Annotated in this window: 20 protein-coding genes; 9 read left to right on the plus strand and 11 right to left on the minus strand. The window is 45.0% G+C overall.

Features of this window, described 5'->3' with window-relative positions:
- Positions 1 to 3: 3 nt before the first annotated feature.
- Both fbaA and AFM12_RS10170 read right to left on the minus strand, forming a co-directional pair.
- Positions 4 to 1,086 carry a class II fructose-bisphosphate aldolase gene (fbaA, locus tag AFM12_RS10165; RefSeq protein ID WP_055147521.1) on the minus strand — a complete coding sequence of 361 codons (1,083 nt, stop codon included), beginning with the start codon at positions 1,084 to 1,086 and terminating at the stop codon, positions 4 to 6.
- Between the two features lie 115 nt (positions 1,087 to 1,201).
- The gene (locus tag AFM12_RS10170; protein WP_055147524.1) at positions 1,202 to 1,921 is read right to left on the minus strand and encodes a DNA alkylation repair protein; all 720 of its coding nucleotides are present in this window, start codon (positions 1,919 to 1,921) and stop codon (positions 1,202 to 1,204) included.
- Between the two features lie 74 nt (positions 1,922 to 1,995).
- Here AFM12_RS10170 and AFM12_RS10175 point away from each other — a divergent pair, with 74 nt between their 5' ends.
- On the plus strand, positions 1,996 to 2,529 hold the full coding sequence (locus AFM12_RS10175) for an NADPH-dependent FMN reductase (protein ID WP_229308487.1): 534 nt from the start codon (positions 1,996 to 1,998) through the stop codon (positions 2,527 to 2,529).
- Here AFM12_RS10175 and pcaF read toward each other — a convergent pair.
- From pcaF to pcaH, 7 genes are all read right to left on the minus strand, one after another.
- The gene (gene pcaF, locus AFM12_RS10180) at positions 2,526 to 3,737 is read right to left on the minus strand and encodes a 3-oxoadipyl-CoA thiolase (RefSeq protein ID WP_055147527.1); all 1,212 of its coding nucleotides are present in this window, start codon (positions 3,735 to 3,737) and stop codon (positions 2,526 to 2,528) included. The genes AFM12_RS10175 and pcaF overlap by 4 nt on opposite strands.
- Positions 3,738 to 3,739: 2 nt before the next feature.
- Complete coding sequence (locus tag AFM12_RS19470) at positions 3,740 to 5,083, minus strand: 3-oxoacid CoA-transferase (RefSeq protein WP_082391272.1); 1,344 nt, start codon at positions 5,081 to 5,083, stop codon at positions 3,740 to 3,742.
- A 3-nt stretch (positions 5,084 to 5,086) separates the two neighbouring features.
- Positions 5,087 to 6,280 carry a 4-hydroxybenzoate 3-monooxygenase gene (locus AFM12_RS10190; protein ID WP_055147530.1) on the minus strand — a complete coding sequence of 398 codons (1,194 nt, stop codon included), beginning with the start codon at positions 6,278 to 6,280 and terminating at the stop codon, positions 5,087 to 5,089.
- Positions 6,281 to 6,349: 69 nt separating this feature from the next.
- A complete protein-coding gene (gene pcaDC, locus AFM12_RS20090) occupies positions 6,350 to 7,471 on the minus strand; it encodes a bifunctional 3-oxoadipate enol-lactonase/4-carboxymuconolactone decarboxylase PcaDC (protein ID WP_055147533.1) in 1,122 nt (373 codons plus the stop codon).
- Positions 7,468 to 8,772 carry a class-II fumarase/aspartase family protein gene (locus AFM12_RS10200; RefSeq protein WP_055147535.1) on the minus strand — a complete coding sequence of 435 codons (1,305 nt, stop codon included), beginning with the start codon at positions 8,770 to 8,772 and terminating at the stop codon, positions 7,468 to 7,470. Before AFM12_RS10200 ends, pcaDC begins: the two co-directional genes overlap by 4 nt.
- A gap of 2 nt (positions 8,773 to 8,774) precedes the next feature.
- Entirely contained in the window at positions 8,775 to 9,299 is a 525-nt protein-coding gene (pcaG, locus tag AFM12_RS10205) for a protocatechuate 3,4-dioxygenase subunit alpha (RefSeq protein ID WP_055147538.1), read from the minus strand.
- 176 nt (positions 9,300 to 9,475) lie between these two features.
- Positions 9,476 to 10,183, minus strand: a complete 708-nt coding sequence (gene pcaH / locus AFM12_RS10210; protein WP_055147541.1) for a protocatechuate 3,4-dioxygenase subunit beta — start codon at positions 10,181 to 10,183, stop codon at positions 9,476 to 9,478.
- Between the two features lie 162 nt (positions 10,184 to 10,345).
- On the opposite strand from pcaH, the gene AFM12_RS10215 reads away from it, so the two are divergent.
- Entirely contained in the window at positions 10,346 to 11,218 is an 873-nt protein-coding gene (locus AFM12_RS10215; RefSeq protein ID WP_055147544.1) for a helix-turn-helix domain-containing protein, read from the plus strand.
- 8 nt (positions 11,219 to 11,226) lie between these two features.
- Here AFM12_RS10215 and AFM12_RS10220 read toward each other — a convergent pair whose 3' ends face one another.
- Positions 11,227 to 11,886: an Lcl domain-containing protein gene (locus AFM12_RS10220; protein WP_055147547.1), complete on the minus strand. Its 660-nt coding sequence runs from the start codon at positions 11,884 to 11,886 to the stop codon at positions 11,227 to 11,229.
- Between the two features lie 269 nt (positions 11,887 to 12,155).
- Positions 12,156 to 12,920 carry an IclR family transcriptional regulator domain-containing protein gene (locus AFM12_RS10225; RefSeq protein WP_055147550.1) on the minus strand — a complete coding sequence of 255 codons (765 nt, stop codon included), beginning with the start codon at positions 12,918 to 12,920 and terminating at the stop codon, positions 12,156 to 12,158.
- A 110-nt stretch (positions 12,921 to 13,030) separates the two neighbouring features.
- Here AFM12_RS10225 and AFM12_RS10230 point away from each other — a divergent pair, with 110 nt between their 5' ends.
- From AFM12_RS10230 to AFM12_RS10260, 7 genes are all read left to right on the plus strand, one after another.
- Positions 13,031 to 14,077, plus strand: a complete 1,047-nt coding sequence (locus tag AFM12_RS10230; RefSeq protein WP_216598502.1) for an aromatic ring-hydroxylating dioxygenase subunit alpha — start codon at positions 13,031 to 13,033, stop codon at positions 14,075 to 14,077.
- Positions 14,077 to 15,048 (plus strand): PDR/VanB family oxidoreductase, encoded by a 972-nt coding sequence (locus AFM12_RS10235; protein ID WP_055147553.1) that lies wholly within the window; start codon positions 14,077 to 14,079, stop codon positions 15,046 to 15,048. Before AFM12_RS10230 ends, AFM12_RS10235 begins: the two co-directional genes overlap by 1 nt.
- A gap of 154 nt (positions 15,049 to 15,202) precedes the next feature.
- Positions 15,203 to 15,490 carry an antibiotic biosynthesis monooxygenase family protein gene (locus tag AFM12_RS10240; protein ID WP_055147556.1) on the plus strand — a complete coding sequence of 96 codons (288 nt, stop codon included), beginning with the start codon at positions 15,203 to 15,205 and terminating at the stop codon, positions 15,488 to 15,490.
- Positions 15,491 to 16,771: a histidinol dehydrogenase gene (gene hisD, locus AFM12_RS10245; protein ID WP_055147559.1), complete on the plus strand. Its 1,281-nt coding sequence runs from the start codon at positions 15,491 to 15,493 to the stop codon at positions 16,769 to 16,771.
- A 68-nt stretch (positions 16,772 to 16,839) separates the two neighbouring features.
- Complete coding sequence (locus AFM12_RS10250) at positions 16,840 to 17,607, plus strand: SDR family NAD(P)-dependent oxidoreductase (protein ID WP_055147562.1); 768 nt, start codon at positions 16,840 to 16,842, stop codon at positions 17,605 to 17,607.
- A gap of 68 nt (positions 17,608 to 17,675) precedes the next feature.
- Positions 17,676 to 18,434: a cyclase family protein gene (locus tag AFM12_RS10255; RefSeq protein WP_055147565.1), complete on the plus strand. Its 759-nt coding sequence runs from the start codon at positions 17,676 to 17,678 to the stop codon at positions 18,432 to 18,434.
- Positions 18,435 to 18,439: 5 nt separating this feature from the next.
- Positions 18,440 to 19,339 (plus strand): helix-turn-helix domain-containing protein, encoded by a 900-nt coding sequence (locus AFM12_RS10260; RefSeq protein ID WP_055147568.1) that lies wholly within the window; start codon positions 18,440 to 18,442, stop codon positions 19,337 to 19,339.
- Positions 19,340 to 19,428 lie beyond the last annotated feature (89 nt).

The raw sequence follows: 19,428 nt of genomic DNA on the forward strand, positions 1-19,428 counted from the left end.
GGCTTAAAGCAGTCCTTCCAATCTGTTGATACAGTTTAGGTCTTCAAAAGCAATTTTCAAACGATCAACCATGCTTTGCTCGCCTTTGCGAAGCCATACACGTGGATCGTAGTATTTTTTGTTTGGTACATCTTCGCCATCCGGGTTGCCCAACTGAGACTGAAGGTAGCCTTCGTTTGCCTGATAGTATTTCAAAACACCTTCCCAGGTACTCCATTGCATATCGGTATCGATGTTCATTTTGATCGCACCGTAATCAATAGCTTCTCTGATCTCTTCTCTTGAAGAACCAGAACCACCATGGAATACAAAGTTTACAGGAAGATCGCCTGTATTGAATTTCTCTTTGATAAAGTCCTGGGAGTTTTTCAGAATGATTGGCTGAAGCGATACATTACCGGGCTTATATACACCGTGAACGTTACCAAAAGCAGCCGCTACCGTAAAGTTCGGAGAAATCTTCATCAGTGTCTCATAAACATAAGCTACTTCAGATGGCTGCGTATAAAGCTTCGAGCTATCAACATCAGTATTGTCAACTCCATCTTCTTCACCACCTGTGATACCTAATTCAATTTCAAGGGTCATGTCAATCTTAGCCATACGTTCAAGGTATTTGGCACAGATTTCCATGTTCTCTTCCAAAGGCTCTTCAGAAAGGTCAATCATGTGAGAGCTGAAAAGCGGCTTACCTGTTTTTTTGTAATGCTCTTCACCGGCATCCAGAAGGCCGTCAACCCACGGGAGAAGTTTCTTGGCACAGTGGTCAGTATGTAATACGACTGGTACACCATAGTGCTCAGCCATTTGGTGTACGTGCATGGCACCGGAGATGGAACCGGCAATTGCCGCTTTCTGGCCTTCATTTGATAAGCTCTTTCCGGCGTAGAACACTCCGCCACCATTCGAAAACTGAATGATAACCGGTGAATTTACAGCAGCAGCTGTCTCCAAAACGGCATTGATAGAGTTTGTACCTACCACGTTTACCGCTGGCAGAGCAAAATTGTTTTTGTTAGCGTAGGCCAGCAATTCGTTCAAAGCTTCACCTGTTACTACACCCGGCTTAATCAAAGATTGACTCATGAATAAGTTTTTTTGTATTTAAATTAGATTTCTTTTGATTCTCTCAATATGACGGCTTAATAGCCTTTAAAAGAGGGACAAAAGTACATTTAATAGCCTAAAAAAACAATTGAGCTTAAGCGGCTTCCGCTTTAAGGTTTTTGAAGAACTGCTTACGCTCCTGACTAAAATCCTGAATGGCTATGGTAAGTACTTTACCTTGTATATCACTTATATTTTGCGTCAAGAACTCTTCCAGTTCTTTTTGACCTCCACGACTATGGATTTCCCGAAGCATCCAGCCTATTCCTTTGAGCAGAATGTCTTCTTTTTTATCGAACATTCGTTTGGTTATTTCGAAGGTATCGGTAAAATCGCCGGTTTTTATCAAAGCGTAAGTGCTTACAATAGCAACCCTCTGTTTCCAAATGTTTTCCTCATTGGCAAGCTTATATAGGATGTCTCTCGGTCGCGTTATCAGGTAATCACCCAATAGGTCACGACAGGAACCATCAACCAGATCCCAGTTATTGACATAGTCGAGGTGATCAAGGTACAGGTTCACAAATGGCTCTGGGTCTTTCTTTCGGTTTTTCTGGTATTGCTTGACCAGAATCAGCAGCCCCGCCATTCTGATTTCGTGGATAGGATGGGTTATCAAGACCGAGAGGTCAGACTGATTAATATGGTAGAAAGGCTTGATGATTTTTCTGATAGCGGTAGTTTTCAAACCCATGAATTCGTCATGTTCGGCATACTCGCCCTTGCCGGTTTTGAAGAAGCGTTTCATGCTTTCTTTGTATTCGTCGTCGGCATGAGCATTTAAAAGTTCGAAAAGAGGGTAAAGAGCAGACATGGCAGAGTTTTAAAATGGAACCAGATTTGGCTGAGATTGTTTTAAGCTCGTAATATTGATCAAATTTAAGGACATTGAAAAAACCGGTAGGAATTTTAGTAGGTACTAATCGCCCCTCAGCCATGACTCTGGAAATGGCTATGTATTACAAAGAAAAGTTGGAAGAAATAGGAGAGGAAGTTGTACTTATGGATCTTGGTCAATTGCCCGAAGATTTTGCTTTTTCAGCTCTCTATGCCAACAAAGGCAAAAGTGAAGGCTATAATGGATTTCAGGCCATGCTTGATTCTGTTGATAAATGCATTATTCTTGCTCCTGAATACAACGGGTCGTACCCGGGTGTCCTGAAAACTTTTATTGATGGTCTTCGATACCCCGATTCATTTCGCGATAAGAAAGTGGCTTTGGTTGGCCTTGCTAATGGCGTACAAGGTAATGCCGTGGGGCTTGGTCACCTCAATGATGTTTTGTCTTACATGGGAGCCAATGTGCTCGGTCTGCGTGTCAAACTTGGGGAGATTGCCCGTCATTTTGACGCCAATAAGATCAGCCACCCACTTTACGAAAAGTTTGTTAACGAGCAGATTGAAAAGTTTCTCAGCTTTTAAGAAACATTCTCAATAACCACGGCATAACCCATTCCCACGCCAACGCACATGGCGGCTAGACCGTATCGGCCACCAGTTCTTCGAAGTTGGTTAGCAGCAGCCTGGACAATTCTGGTACCAGACATGCCGAGTGGGTGTCCGATCGCAATTGCTCCTCCATTCGGATTTATTCGTAGATCATCATCGGCCAAACCGAGATTTCGGCTCACAGCAAGGCACTGGGCTGCAAAGGCCTCGTTGAATTCAATTACATCCATTTGATCAAGGCTTAAACCTGCTTTTTTCAGAGCCTTTTGAGTTGCACCCACTGGTCCGATACCCATGATTCTTGGCTCTACACCCACCACTCCGGAACTAATAATGCGGGCCATAGGCTTTAGTGAATGATTTTTGATGGCTTCTTCTGAGGCGATCAGCATGGCTGCCGCCCCATCGTTCAGCCCTGAAGCGTTACCGGCAGTCACCGTTCCGCCTTCTTTTTTGAAAACTGTTTTTAAGGTTGCCAATTTTTCCAGGGTGGAATTGCCTTTGATGAACTCATCCTGATCAAAAACGGTAACATTTCCTTTACGGTCAGTCATTTCAACAGGTACAATTTCTTCTGCTAAAATTCCATTTTGTTGTGCTTTGAAGGCCTTTTGTTGAGAATTGTAGGCAAATAAATCCTGATCGTCTCTGCTTATGTTGTACAGCTCGGCCAGGTTTTCTGCGGTAACACCCATGGCGTCGGTGCCGTACATTTTATGGAGTTTTGGGTTGACAAATCTCCAGCCGAAACTCGAGTCCTCCATTTTGGCATCATTCCCGAAAGAAGCCGAGGCTTTCGAGATCACAAGAGGTCCACGGGTCATATGTTCCATGCCTCCGCTAATGAAAAGGTCGCCATCACCGGCTTTGATGGCCCGGTTGGCTTGCACCACTGCTGACATGCCTGAAGAGCAAAGCCTGTTCACCGTTTCACCCGGAATGGTATGAGGTAATCCGGCCAGTAAAAGAGCCATTCGTGCGACGTTCCGGTTGTCTTCTCCGGCCTGGTTATGGCAACCCAGAATCACATCCTCTATTTCCTCAACAGGGATATTCGGATTTCGACGAATCAGCTCCTTGATTGGAATGGCCGCCAAATCATCAGCCCGAACTGGCGAAAGTCTTCCTCTGAAACTTCCAATGGGCGTTCTGATGGCGTCAATGATGTATGCTTCTTTCATAATTATGACAATTTCTCTTCAAATTTTGCTGCAGTCTTCGCTCTTACTTCTTCCAAACTACTGCCCGGCATAACCTCTAATAAGGTTAGTTTTCCATTGATATATTTGAATACTGCCAGTTCTGTGATACACATATCTACACAGTTATGGGCGGTCAAAGGAAGGGTGCATTCTGGCACTACTTTCGAATTTCCGGCTCTGTCAGTATGGCTTAATGTGATAATCAGTTTTTTGGCTCCACTGGCCAGATCCATTGCCCCGCCTACCCCAAGCAAAGGTTTTCCGGGAACAGCCCAGTTGGCCAGGTTGCCGGCCTCATCAATTTCCAGTCCTCCCATAATAGCGACATCGATATGGCCGCCACGGATCATCGCAAAGCTATCAGCACTGTCGAAGTAGCTGCTACCGGGTAAGGCTGTAACGGGTACTTTGCCGGCGTTCACCGGGTATTTCATGGCCCCGCCACCATCGGTGGGTTCCGGACCTACTCCGAGCATGCCGTTTTCGGTATGGAGGATGATGCCGTCTTCGGGTTTGATGAGGTCTGCCACCAGGGTAGGAATGCCGATGCCCAGATTCACGACGTCTCCCTTCTGCAACTCGGCAAAAGCTCTTTTCGCCATGTTCATCCGAAGGTCATCGACTTTCTTTGAACCTGTAGAGGCCGAGCTTCCGAGGTCTTCTTCGGTGAGTTTTCGTTCCACAAGATAGTCGACAAAACAGCCGGGCGTATGAATTTCGTTCGGATCCAATTCGCCTACGGGTACGATTTCCTGAACCTCGGCGATCACCAGGTCGGCCGCTGTGGCCATAGCCCGGTTAAAGTTCTGCTCGGTCATACGGTATTGGAGGTTTCCGGCGGTATCGGCCTTCCAGGCTCTGATGATGGCTACGTTGCCCCGGATGCCTTTGACAAAGACCTGCTCTACGCCGTCTATAACTTTGGTTTCATGCCCGTCGGCGATTTTTGTACCGGCTGAAGTGACGGTGTAAAATCCACCAATACCCGCCCCGCCGGCTCTGATGGCTTCTGCCAAGGTGCCCTGAGGAATCAATTCGTATTCAACTTTTCCTTCCTGTGCTGCTTTCACCGCCTCGGGGTTTGAGGTAAAAAAGGAACCGATCATTTTTTTCAATTGACCGTTATTGAGAAGTCTGCCACCACCCATATTGGGCTCGCCCACGTTATTGGCCACAAAAGTTAAATTCTTCGTACTCGTTTTGGCGAGTTCGTGCAAGATGTTGACAGGGTTTCCGGTCATACCAAAACCGCCACCTAAGACCACATCTCCATCTTTTATTAACGCTGCGGCTTCAGTGGCCGAAATTACTTTAACCTGCTTCATAAATTAATCTTCAAACGCCTCAAAAGGTAAGCCAACGTAGTTTTCTGCAATGGTGGTAGCATAGGCTTTTGAGGTTTTTATATAGTCAAATTTCGCTTTTTGTAATTGATATTTAAATGCTCCATGCTCACCTTGTTTGTGAAAAAGGGTAGTCATAAAATTGGAGAAATCCTGTGCCCGCCAGATTCTTTTCAGAGCTGTTTTGGAGTAATTGTTAAGAGATTCTCTGGAGTTATTTTGATAGAAATCTGTAAGGCCGTCTACAAGGTGTTTTACATCTGCAATGGCCAGGTTAAGTCCTTTTCCACCAGTGGGTGGGACAATATGAGCTGCATCGCCGGCCAGAAAAAGATTTCCAAACTGCATATTATCAATAAAGTAACTACGCATTGGCGTAATGCTTTTTTCAAAAATAGGGCCTGATTTCAGTTCCCAGTTTTCAGTTCCCAGTCTTGTAGCCAGTTCTTCCCAGATTTTTTCGTCAGGCCAGTTGGATACGTCCTCGTCATTGTCGACCTGAATGTACAGACGACTAACAGTCTCAGATCGCATACTATGAAGGGCGAAACCTCTTTCATGGTACGCATAGATCAATTCATCTGAAGATGGAGCTACATTGGCCAAGATGCCCAACCAACTGAACGGATAGGTGACTGTAAATTCTCTAAAATTTTCAGTTGGTAAGGTCTTTCGGCCAATGCCATGAAAGCCATCACAAGCGGCAATAAAATCACATTCAAGTATTCCATTTTCACCCTGATACTCAAAAACAATTTCCGGGGAATCTGTTTCAAAGTTTTTAAGCTCGGTGGCCTCGGCTTCAAAAAGCAGTGTTTCACCGGCTTCCAGCCAGGCATCTGTGAGGTCTTTGACAACTTCTTGTTGTCCATATATCCAGATGTTTCTACCTCTGGTTAGTTCACCAAACGGTACGCGGGTTCGTTCTCCGTCAAAATTAAGATAAACACCATGATGTTCTTGTCCTTCTTTCCGAAGTCTGTTGGCTAATCCTAATTCAGTTAAGATATCAACCGTGTTTTGTTCCAGTAAACCTGCTCTGACCCGACCTTCTACATACTCCCGACTTCGGTTTTCAAGAATTACAGAAGAAATGCCATTTTTCTTTAACCAATGTGCCAAAGTAAGTCCGGCTGGACCGGCACCTATGATTCCTACTTGAGTTTTAAGGTTTTTCATGTTATGATTTTTGGCTTTTAAGGGTTTTGCCTTCGGGAGGCTCAGGCACCAACTGCAATTTTCGTCAAATTAACCTTCAACTATTTCCTTCAGTACTTCTTCCGTTTTATGAAATGCTTCGTTAGCTGCCGGTAGTCCACAGTAGAGTGATGCCTGCATGATGACCTCTTTAATTTCATCAAGTGAAACACCATTATTAAAGGCTGCCTTCACGTGCATTTTGAACTCGGCTTCTCGGTTCAGGGCGATAAGCATGGCCAGCGTAATCAGGCTTCGGTTTGGTTTTGAAAGGCCCGGCCTTGTCCAGATTTCTCCCCATGCGTAATGGCTGATGAACTCCTGGAAGTCGCCATTGAGCTCATTGATTTTGCTATTTGCTCTGTCTACATGGGCATTGCCTAAAACAGTTCGCCTAACATGCATTCCCCTCTCAAAAGTGCTCTCTCCAACAAAAAAATCGATTAAAGCTTCTGAATATTCCTCGGGTAATTCGGTAGCTGCTAAATGTCTGGCAGGCAGAATTTTAAGTTCAGCATCTTGTATTTGACTTACCAGAAATTCAGCATGTTCCACATTAGTGACAAGATCCTGATCGCCTGTGATCACCAAGGCCTCTGCCGAAAATTTCGACAGGCTATCCCTAAAATCGGCATCCCGTATGGCCGCACAACAATTGCTGTAGCCTATCACCGGACTACTCAAAAACATATCGTAGGTTTGAGCCACTCTCTTCGGGGTTTTAGCTTTGAATTCATCGGTAAACCAACGGTCTATGGAGGCATCGACGATCGACTCCATGCCATTCTCAGAAATGGTGCTGATTCGGGTATTCCACCGCTCATCATCGCCGATTTTGGCTCCCGTATTGCTCAAAACAATTTTATAAAATCGCTTAGGTCGGTGAATGCCTAACCATTGACCAATCAAACCTCCCATGGAAAGTCCACAGAAAAAAGCTTTTTCAATGGAAAGACGATCCATCAGGTCAATTACATCTTGCCCCAGTTGATCAATGGTGTAAGGTTCTGTCGTTACCGGGCTTCCTCCGTGACCACGCGTGTCGTATCTCAAGACCCGGAAATAGGGCAAGAGAAAAGGCACCAGTTCTTCCCACATATCCATGGTAGAGCCCAGGGAATTGGAGAAAATCAGCACCGGACTGTTGGGTGTTCCTTCTAATTTATAGTTCATTTTTTGAGTATTTCGTCAATCATTTCGTGGACTAAACCCAGGGCGTTTTCAGGTTTGAATAATTCTGCGAGATTGGGTAGTTTTACGCCCTGCTCCTCCAGAACTTGCTTTAAATGTTTCTGCTCGTAAAGAGCCGTTTTGCAGGCTTTTTGCACGAATTCATGAGCTTTCAATTTTCCCATTTCAGGAGCCAGAGCCAGAGAAACGCCTTCGGCAAAAATAAGGCCTTGGGTGACCTCCAGGTTTTCTCTCATTTTATCTTGGTTTACCTCCAAATGGGCAAGCAGGTCGACCGATTTTTCCAGAGAACCTCCGGTAAGTTGGATGAGGTCATGAAGGGTTTCCCATTCAGCGTGCCAGAGCCCGGCCGAACGCTCATGTTCCTGTAGCATGGCCGAAAGCATGGTGCTTACCAAAGCCGGTGTTCTGGTGGCGTTGGAAAGGATGAGAGCACAATTGACCGGATTTCGTTTATGGGGCATAGTGCTGGACCCTCCTTTGCCTTCGGCGGCTCCCTCAAAAACTTCGGCAATTTCGGTCTGCATCAGCAAAGAAATGTCTTTGGCTATTTTTCCGAGGTTACCGGATAAAATCCCCAGAGCCGAAGCGAATTCGCACAGATTTCCACGGGACGATTGCCAGCTACCTTCGGTTTTTAAATCTAGGGCAACAGCCAGCTTTTCAAGTACTTCGGCATTCATCCTGGCATGACCTGCCCCTACAGCTCCGTACATTTGCAGGATCTTGTTGTTCTCAACCGCCTGCTGAAGTCGTGTACGATCCTGACGAATGCTTTTCAACCAAAGGGCCGCTTTAAAACCAAAAGTAATGGGTTTGGCCTGTTGCAGTAAGGTGCGGCCAATCATGAGTGTATCGCGATGCGTTTCGACCAGTTGCTCCAAGACAGATTCCAAGTGTTTCAGCTGATTGTCCATCCAGGCTGCGGCCTGAATCAGTTGTAGAACGGTGGCCGAATCAATGATGTCTTGGCTGGTGGCTCCAAAATGTACATGTTTTGAGGCCTCAAAGTCTTTGGTTTTTACCAGAGTGGTCAGTTGTTTGACCAGCGGTATGGCGGCATTGCCGCCCAGGATGATGTCTTTTTTGAGACGATCCAGATCGATAAATGCGATTTTAGCACACGTTTGAATCGTTTCTGCAGAACTTTCAGGAAAAATACCCGCAGCTGCCTGAGTCTCTGCCAGGCTCGCTTCTACCTTAAGCATCTGCTCAATGAACGACTCTTTGTCCATGATGCGTCCGAGTTCCTCACTGTAAAAAGTGTGCTGATATAAACCCATGATCAGATATCAAAAAAGACGGTTTCGTTCTCGCCCTGCATATGGATATCCATTTGATAACCATTGCTGGTCTTTTTGGCGATGATGGTATTTCGGCGATCTTCCGGCACTTGATTCAGTATTTTATCTTTGGCGTTTAGCCCGGGTTCGTCCTCAAAATACAGACGTGTGTACGAGTGAATCAATTGACCACGCATAAAAACGATAACGGATAGGTGCGGGGCTTGGCCGTCAACTGATTTTGGTTTGATGGTATGAAAAACGTATCTGTTCTTTGGGTCGGTTCCTGTTCCAAATCGACCGAAAAGCTGCTTCTCGCCATCATTTTGCCAGATTTCCAACATGGCGTCGGGGATTAATTTCCCTTCTCCGTCAAAAACTTGTCCGCTGATCTGAATACAGTTGAGGTCGTCCATCGGGCTCACCATTTCGTTTCCGACCAAAGCCTTGAAATCATATAAATATTGCTCGGGCGTAAGTCCATAAGCGAAATAAGGCCCGACGGTTTGTGAAGGTGTTTGTTTCATTTTTTTCTTTTTTGGTTGATTGGGAAATTGGATAATCGGGAAACTGGTTATTGATTTATTTTTGCTCTCAGCTTTAAAGGGATGTATTACTGGTATCGAACATCAAACGTCTCGTACCGTCTTCTGTCTTATACGCTCTCCTTTCCCCTTATTCCATTTTCCTTTCTCCAACCAGATCAAATATTCTCAAAAGGAGTCGCATTATTACCTCGAAGCACAAAGTCAAAACGGTAGGCCAGGGCATAACCTTCTTCGGTCGCATCCATGTCGAATTTTGAAATCAGGAGGTCTCTTCCTTTTGGTGGTACTCCCAAGAAAATCGGATCGTACTGAAGGAGCGGATCTCCCGGGAAATACATTTGGGTCACCAGACGATTGGTGATATTGGCTCCGAAAAGTGAAAAATGGATGTGATTGGGTCTCCAGGCATTATAGTGATTGCCCCAGGGATATGCTCCCGGCTTGATCGTATAGAACTTATAGTTACCGTTGGCATCACTCATACAGCGTCCGGCACCCAGGAAATTAGGATCCAGCGGAGCATCATGTTGATCAACCTTGTGCACATATCGCCCGCAGGAGTTGGCTTGCCAGATTTCAATGAGGGTATTCGGAATGGGCTGACCGTTTTCGTTCAGAACTCTTCCATGAACCAGAATCCGCTCACCGAGAGGTTCTCCGTTAACGATCGAGTTTTTGGAAAGATCGTGATCAAGTGGCCCCAGGTTGAAATCCCCGAAGACGGGTCCGGAAAGCTCTGACAATGTTTGTTTGGTTAAGATCAAGGGCTTCGTTGGAGCCCTGAGGACGGTCGACTTATATTCGGGCGAAAGCCTTGGCGGCTGCACATCCCAGTCGAACTTATTATAAATGATTTCGCTCATGCTTAACTATTTTTGTGATACAAAGTTCTCAAAAAGATCCTACAACCTCTTGGATATATGAAATGAATATCTTGTACATTTGAAACATTATATTTTTCTCAATAGGGTTTATATAGGTTTTGAGAAAGGTTAGTTCACTTTTAGCTTGTAATAAAGGAACAAATGAGAACGAGGCTACAACATTTTGATGGACTTTTTGGGGACCAGCAATTGGACGCCTCTTCTGATTTTTTTCAATGTGAATCGCTGGAGGTTCGTAGTAAGGCCTATAATTGGGAAATTACCGAGCATTTTCATTCAGACCTGCTTCAGCTATTTTTTATCCGATCCGGTGGCGGGCGGTTTTCTTTGTCAAAAAAGCAATTTCTTATTGAAGAGAAATCGGTATTGCTGATTCCTGCCAATACCCTGCATGGTTTTCAATTTGAAGAAGGGGTGGAGGGCGAAGTTATGACGTTCTCGACCCGCTTTCCGGAGAATCTGATGAAGGGGCGACCTGAAATGCAGGAGTCTATTCTTTCAAGAAATCAGTTGAATTTTCAGCAGCAGCCAGAATGTTTTGATCGGCTATTGGTGTATTACCAATGCATTGAGGCCGAGCTGCCCGAGCATAAAATTGAAAAGTGGGCGGTGGTGAGATCTCTGCTGGAGTTAATTCTCACCGAATTATACCGTAGTAGTTTTGAGGCCGAACGCCTGGAATTGCTGACCAGCCACCGCTCGTTGGCCTATTACCAGCAGTTTCTGACCTCTGTGAAAAGACAAATGAACCAATCAATAGCGGTATCGGCTTACGCGGCGGATGTTGGTATTACAGTGGTGCACCTAAACCGGGTTTGCCGCGAGGTGGTGGGTAAGTCGGCTTTGGAAGTCGTGCAGGAAGTGCTCCTACAGGAAGCCAAAAACTATCTGCTCAACACACAATACAGCATCGCAGAAATTGCTTATTTCCTCAATTTCAATGACCCCGCCTATTTTAACAGGTTATTCAAAAAGAAGGTCGGTGTGCCGCCCGGGGAGTTTCGTAGAGGGTAGATAAATGGCTAAAAACTACGTATCGCTCTAACAAGCTGATTGGTTGATTTTACCGCCAAAGATGCAAATCCCAAAGAAAAATCATAATAGTATACAGTGGAGGAGTATTCAGTTGAAGTCCAATATAACTTGCTTGTTGATAATGACTCTCCTCCGTTGGCCGTGGAGGAAGAATCAATTACTGACTTTACGCTGTCCACCAAACCCATTTCATTCAGTGATGGTAAATACCAATCGTTATAGCCGCTGTAAGAAAGTTTAAGGCAATGTTCTGCTGCGGAGACTATATGGCCATCCTGTAATGTTATCGCCACGGAATTGCCTGCTCCATTAATTAAACTCTGTGCAGTGGACCCAATTTGAGTATTTGTGATGTTGCTCCAGGTCGTTGAACCGGCGTCATAAAGACTTATTACTTTGCCATGTTTCGTGTCCGGGCTTACCCAAAAAATTATTCCTCCCTGAGCAAAATCTCCAACTGTATAAGTTGCTGAGTTTTCAGTCAACTGAGATAAGGTGCCATCCGGTTCTCTGGTCACTATTTTGGCTGAATTACTAGCGGGCTCCATAACTTTGACTCTGGCTTTTCCACTGATGTCTAAATTCTGGGAGAATACTGAAATGAGCGGAACAGCTAATATTAAAAGAAAGATATAAAATGTTTTCATGTACTGTTGTCCTGATATTTTAATAATCAAAGAAAAGGATTTTCTTTAAAAGGATTGTTCTCTTCGGAGGCATGAAGATGACAAAGTAAAGTGTTTTGGAAGACTTCTGCCTCTACTTTTACTGCTATTCCAGCTACTTTGAAATGTATGCGTGAGTAGGCTTAAGAAAGGTGGGCGATAGGTCTTAGTAGGTGCAGGAAAAGCCATAAATAAACCACCTGATCGCCTAAAAATCCGTAACGAACAGATACTCGTCTTTTTAACTCCGCTCACATCATCCCCAATGCTAAACTGATCTCCTGACAGGTTTTTTGCATGGCGGGGAGAAAACGGTTGATCATTTCTTCTTTGCCGGTGCGGTTGGTGGTACTTACAATGGTCATCGCATATTTTACCGAACCGTTTTTTGAGAAAATAGGGGTGGAAATAGCCCGGAGGCCATATTCCAGCTCTTCATCCACAAAGGCCCAGCCTTGTATTTTAATGATGGCCAGTTCGGCTTTGAGTTTGTCTTTGTCGGTAATGGTGTGGCTCGTGTAGGTTGTAAAGTCAATTTTGTCCAGCAGCTCTTCCTGCATTTGTTCATTCATGGCCAGAATCATTCGGCCCATCGAGGTCACATGGGCAGGAATCCTAGAGCCTACTTTGAGCGAAACTGTCATCACGCGTGCCACTTGTTCCTGTACAATGTACACGATGTCGGTATCCTGAATTTCGCCGATTGAGCAGGATTCGTTCAGCTCCTGAGAAAGTTTTAACATGTAGGGTTTGGCGATATCAATGATGTCCATCGACGAAATATAGCTGTAGCCCAGATCCAGCACCTTGGCAGTCAGGCTGAAACGCTTTCCATCGGTTTGCATATACCCCAGGTGGGTAAACGTCAGCAAAAAACGGCGAGCCGCGGCCCGGCTCATCTGTGTTTGGGCGGCTACTTCAGAGAGCGTAAGAGGGCGTTGCTCTTTTGAAAAGACGAGTAAAACCCGCAATCCTTTGTCCAACGATTGCACATAATCTGAGGCTTTGATCTCCATATTTCAATTAAAAGTTTAAAATCAAGTGCGAATAATGCAATTGATCTGTTAAGTTTAAGCTGTTATTCGAACATGTGTGCGAATTGCGAACAAATATAGAAAATTTGAACATGGATCAGTCAAAGTTTACAATGAATTACAGTTTCCCGAAAAATGCCTGGTATGCCGCGGCCCGAGATGTGGAAATTGGCTATTCTTTATTCCCGAGAAAAATCTGCAATGAGCCTTTGGTGATGTACCGCAATAAAGCCGGCAAGGCTGTGGTACTTCAGGATGCCTGTTGGCATCGTCTGTTACCGCTTTCCAAAGGAACACTGATCAATGACGAAGTACGCTGTGGCTATCATGGCTTGCGATATAATAAAGACGGGCGGTGCACCTTCATGCCTTCTCAGGAAACCATCAATCCTTCGGCTTGTGTCAAGAGCTATCCGGTGGTGGAGCGTCACCGCTATATCTGGGTCTGGATGGGTAATCCGGCGGAGGCCGATGAATCCAAGGTGCCGGATTTATTCTGGAATGATCATCCCGAATGGACCGGCGACGGTGATGTGATCTACGGGAAATGCAATTATAAACTGGTGCTTGATAACCTGATGGATCTCACCCACGAGACTTTCGTGCACAGTGAGAGTATCGGGAACGACGCAGTGGCCGAGGCCCCGTTTGATGTAACCCATACCGATGAATCGGCTACCGTAACCCGATGGATGAAGAATATTGATGCACCGCCTTTCTGGGTGGCTCAGCTGGGGAAAGACGTAAAGGTAGATCGCTGGCAAATCATCAATTTCATTGCTCCGGCGAGCATTGCTATCGATGTGGGTGTAGCTCCGGAAGGTACGGGTGCTCCCGAGGGCGATCGCTCACAGGGTGTTAATGGTTGCGTGGTGAATACCATCACTCCAGAGACCGATACCACATGCCACTATTTCTGGGCTTTTTGCCGGAACTATAATTTAAAAAACGTGGCCCGAACACATCAGCTTAGGGCAGGGGTTACCCGCATTTTCAGTCAGGACGAGGATATTTTAGAGGCCCAGCAAAAGGCCATTGAGGCCAATCCGGGCCGGGAGTTCTATAATCTCAATATTGATGGCGGAGCCATGTGGACACGTCGTATCATTGACAAACTGGTAGAAAAAGAAAGAAGCTGATGAGATTTTCCAATGAATGGTCTGAGGGCCGAATCAAAAGCATAAAGCAGGTCGGCGAAACGGTCAGGCAGTTTGAGATTGACATTCCGGCTGAGGTTTCTTTTTCGGCTGGTTCGCATATCAATGTGGAGGTGTATTTTAAAGGGCATCCCGAGATCAGAAGTTATTCGCTTGTGGGAAAGCCTCGTCGTACTTCGGTTTTGAAAATTGCGGTCAAATTATTGCCCGAAAGTAAAGGGGGTTCTGCTTATATGTGGACGCTGGAAGAAGGGCAGAAAATAAGGGTTTCTCAACCTAAAAATCATTTTGAACTGACATACGGAAGTTCCGAATATGTGCTTCTTGCCGGCGGAATTGGCATCACGCCAATGGTCTCAATGGCGGAAGAGTTACTGGCCAAAGGTGAAAATTTCAGATTTGTGTATGCGGCTCAAAAACGCAGTGATATGCCTTTCTCGGAGGACTTGAATACCCTTCTGGGTGATCGACTTCAATTGTTTGTGCAAGATGAGCACGGCCTGGTCGATATTCCCGCCTTGGTGAATTCGATGAAAAAAGGATCACAACTCTATGTTTGCGGCCCTATGGGCATGTTGGAGGCGGCCAAGTTGGCCTGGTTCCAGTCGGCCCTGCCGGCCGAAGACTTACGCTACGAGACCTTCGGTACCACCGGTTTATATCCTACAGTGGCCTTTAAAGTAAACCTGCCAAGGTTTAACAAAACCGTGGAGGTCAGTGCCAACCAAACCTTATTGGATGCTCTGGAAGAGGAAGGAATTGAAGTCATGTACGACTGCAAACGAGGCGAATGCGGCCTGTGTCAGGTCGATATTATAGAATACAGCGGCACAATAGATCACCGTGACGCCTTCTTTAGCTCAGAGGAGCGAGCTTGTGACAAAAAACTCTGTGCTTGCGTATCGAGGGTATTTGAAGGTGAGTTGACTTTGGATACCTCTTATAGAGGTTAACTGACAAATTTTTACACCTATTTTTGATGATATTCATTGATATGGATTGATAATGAATAATAATAGATCATTTATGATAAATGTCAGGTTTTAACTTTGGTTAAATTTGTCCTAGTTAAAATAGGTAAAGTACCACTTCAAAAACTGTCGAAGAATGATTCTTGAATTTGCTAAGCTTTCTATCCTTGAGGACAAAATGGAAAGCTTTCTGGCCGCCATTCCGAAGGCGAAAGCCGTTATTTCTCAATCCAAAGGTTTCATCGCGATCAACTTTAAACGTTCGGTTGAAAATCCGAATACCGTAGTCGCCCTGATTGAATGGGAGACTTTGGAGGATCATACCATTGGCTTTCGGGAATCAGATCTTTTTCCGCAATGGAGGGCTGTGATTTCTCCATTTTTTAGTGCTGCACCTGAAGTTGAACATTTTTCAATTGTCTGAATGAAAAGAATATTAAAGGAAGCCATTGGCCTTTTTGAGGCGGACACCAATGATCGGAAGGTCAGAGACGCAGTCGAGGGATTAATAGAGGAGGTAAGAGCTGGCGGTGATGTAGCTGTTCGTTCGATTTCAGAGCGTTTCGATAAGTGGTCACCAAAGAGTTTCAAGCTTTCGAAAGAGGAAATTGAAGAAATCGTGTCTTCGGTGAATCCACAAACAATAGAAGATATCAAGTTTGCACAGACTCAAATCCGGAATTTTGCCACTCATCAAAAAAATGCCTTGAAGGATATTGAGGTGGAAACGTTACCGGGTGTAATACTTGGGCATAAAAATATACCCGTAAATTCAGTAGGCTGCTACATTCCCGGAGGTCGTTATCCGATGGTGGCCTCGGCTCATATGAGCGTGTTAACGGCAAAGGTGGCCGGAGTGAAAAAGGTCCTGGCATTAACCCCGCCAATTCAGGGGAAAATTCCGGCTGAAACGGTTACTGCGATGCATCTGGCGGGAGCTGATGAGATTTATCTTTTAGGAGGTGTTCCGGCTATCGCAGCTATGGCACTGGGTACTGAATCCATTGAAAAAGTGGATATGGTGGTGGGTCCCGGAAACGCTTATGTTGCCGAGGCAAAACGTCAGCTTTTTGGTAAAATTGGAATTGACCTGCTGGCGGGGCCAACGGAAACTTTGGTCATCGCTGATGAAAGCAGTGATGCCGAAATATGTGCAACTGACCTTCTGGGTCAGGCCGAGCATGGGCCCGGCTCACCGGCTATTTTACTGACAAACTCTGAAAAGCTGGGAAGAGAGACGATAGCCGAAGTAGAAAGACAGCTAAAAACCTTGCCTACGGCAGATGTGGCCAGCATCAGTTGGAGAGATTACGGACAAGTAATTGTGGTAGATACGCTTGAAGAAATGGTAGAAGAGGCAGATCGGATTGCAAGTGAGCATGTTCAGGTAATGACTGAAAATCCGAGGTATTTCCTCGAAAATATGACCAATTACGGAGCCTTGTTTTTAGGGAAATATACCAATGTTGCTTATGGCGATAAGGTTATAGGAACAAATCATACACTACCTACTAAACATGGAGCCAAATACACGGGCGGCCTTTGGGTTGGGAAGTTTATGAAAACATGCACCTATCAGGAGGTTAGAACTCCGGAAGCCAGTGCTATGATTGGTGAATATTGCTCCCGCCTTTGCGAAATTGAAAACTTTGCCGGTCATAAAGAGCAAGCGGATATTCGGGTGAGAAGACTTGGTGATTGGTGATTCGTTATGTGATGGGTAAACCAATAACTAATCAACCAATAGCCAATAACCAGTGAACTAAATAAATAATGAAAACAGTACTCGTAACCGGAGGGGCAGGAGAGATTGGTTCGGCAATTTGTCAGAAATTTGCCGAGAACGGGTATGTGGTCATTGCTACCTATAATGCTAACCGAGAAAAGGCCGAAAGGCTGCTCCGTTCCCTTCCCGGGACGGAGCATGCTGTTATTCAGGCCCCCTCAACAGATGCACAGGCTTTACTCGAACTGGTCGATTTTGTTAGCGAAAAATTCGGGCATTTAAATGTGCTTGTGAATAATGCCGGTATCACCACACCTGTAGCACATGACGACCTGGAAGGATTGACAGATGAATGGATAGACAAAATAATGCAAACCAACTTCAGGGGTAGTTTTGCAATGGTAAGGGCGATGAGAGGTTTGCTGGAACAAGCGGTTTCGAAAAATCAACAATCGGAAATCTCAATTCAAAATGCCTCTTTAGTTGTCAACATCTCTTCCATAGCCGGAATTTTCGGTATCGGGTCAAATGTTGCCTACTGTGCCTCAAAGGCTGCTCTGGATTCAATGACCAGATCGCTCGCCCGGGTACTGGCCCCAAAAATCAGGGTCATGTCTGTTTCGCCTGGTTTTGTAGAGGGAGAATACACTAAGAACTTTCCAAAAGAATTTTTGCAAAATCAAATTGACCATACACCTATGGAGCGTTTTGCAACAGGAGAAGATGTGGCAAATGCTGTGTTTGCTCTGGCTGATCATCTTAAAATGTCAACCGGGGGAATTCTTACGGTTGACGGAGGAAGACTTTTGAAGTAGATATTTATGAATGAAAATGATGAATACGCAAGTCTTCATTAATACTTTAACCAATAACATTACACCGGATGAAAATTATTGACCTCTCCATTACCATCTCTGAAGAAGTAAAGGAGCCTTTGCCGACAAAGATTGTTTACGAAAATCATGAGGAAGGGGCTAAGAAAATCGGAGCCGGTCTTTTTGGTGGTATGACAGATTGCTTTATTGACAACAAAGGGCCAGCAGGTGAAATGTTGACGGTGACGAGTCATTGCGGTACGCACGTTGATGCACCTTATCACTATTTTCCGACCAGTGAGGGCAAACCCGCAAGGACTATCGACCAGATGCCACTCGAATGGTTTTTTCATGATGGAGTGGTGCTTGACTTTACAGATAAACCTGATGGTTTTATGTTTGAGCCTGAGGATCTCATTGAAAAGTTGGCAGCTATTAATTACACCCTCAAACCTTATGATATCGTTTTGATTCGTTGCGACGCGGATAAGCGACTTCATGACGATGATTATGTGAAAATTCATGTCGGAGCTTCGGCCAAAGCTACCCACTGGCTTATTGATCAGGGTATCAAAGTAATGGGAACCGACGGTTGGGGCTGGGATATTCCGCTTCACATTCAGGCAGAGGATTATAAAGCAAACCCAAGACCGGGCATCATTTGGCAAGCTCATTATGTAGGAATTGAAAAGGAATATTGTCAAATTGAGAAATTGGCAAATCTTGATCAATTGCCTCCTTTTGGCTTTAAAGTAGCTTGTTTTCCAGCCAAAATAAAAGATGCAAGTGCCGGATGGACCCGGGCCGTAGCTATTCTAAATGATTGAAAGAGATGAACAGAAACGAAGTTCCGGTTTTAACCCTTGAGGAGACAGATCGTTTTCATTTTGGAGACAATCAGTCCTCTTTTGTAAGGTCAACCGGGCATCATCTTTTCCATATTAATCGGGTGGAAACATATAGAGATAAACTGGTTTTTCCTCTGCCACCTCACCGTAAAATCACATATGATTTTATTTTTCTGACTAAAGGAAGTTCAGTTCGCAGCAAGGGATTGTCAGAATTTACAATCACAGCAAACAGCTTCTTTTTTCTGCCTGCATACCAAATAACGGAGCATCGGTCGATGAGTAAAGATGTCGAAGGTTTTTACGTGCATTTCAGTCCCGATATTTTTCAGGAGTCCGGCCAGATGAAGGTCATTGAACAGTTTAGTTTCTATGATTTTCTGACGTATCCTTTAGTAGAGGTTGACCAGGCTGCCAAAGAAAGAATCTGTCGTAGTCTGAATGACTTGCTGCAGGTGTATCAGGATCCTAACCGGAAAGGTTACGATCAGGTGATTTTTAAAATTCTTGATATCCTGACAGAGGCCAATGCCTTTTACCAGGAGGAAGGCGAAGTGAGTAAGACGGCTGCTGCGTATTTAGTGAACCATTATAAAGATGCCTTGTCTCAAAAGATTTATCAGTTGCAAAAGGTTTCGGAGTATGCCGATTTGCTGAACGTTACGCCCAATCATTTGAATAAATGTGTCAAAAAAATCACGCATAAAACGGCTCAGGAGTTGCTGAACGAGATGATTATTATGGAAGCAAAAAGTCTGTTGAAATATACTGACTTGCAGGTAGCAGAGGTGGCTGTGAGGCTCTGTAATCAAAACCCGAGTAATTTCTCTCGTTTTTTCAAAAGCCAGACCGGCTATAGCCCCAAGGCCTATCAAACGAGCTGATTTGACGCATAGGAGGCTCCAAGAGTCCTTCAAAAGTGAATGGTGGTAGAGTATTCTGTTGATTGGGCTGGTAAAGGTGTTGCCCCTTG

Source organism: Jiulongibacter sediminis (assembly GCF_001306455.1).
In the GTDB taxonomy this organism is placed as follows: Bacteria; Bacteroidota; Bacteroidia; order Cytophagales; family Spirosomataceae; genus Jiulongibacter; species Jiulongibacter sediminis.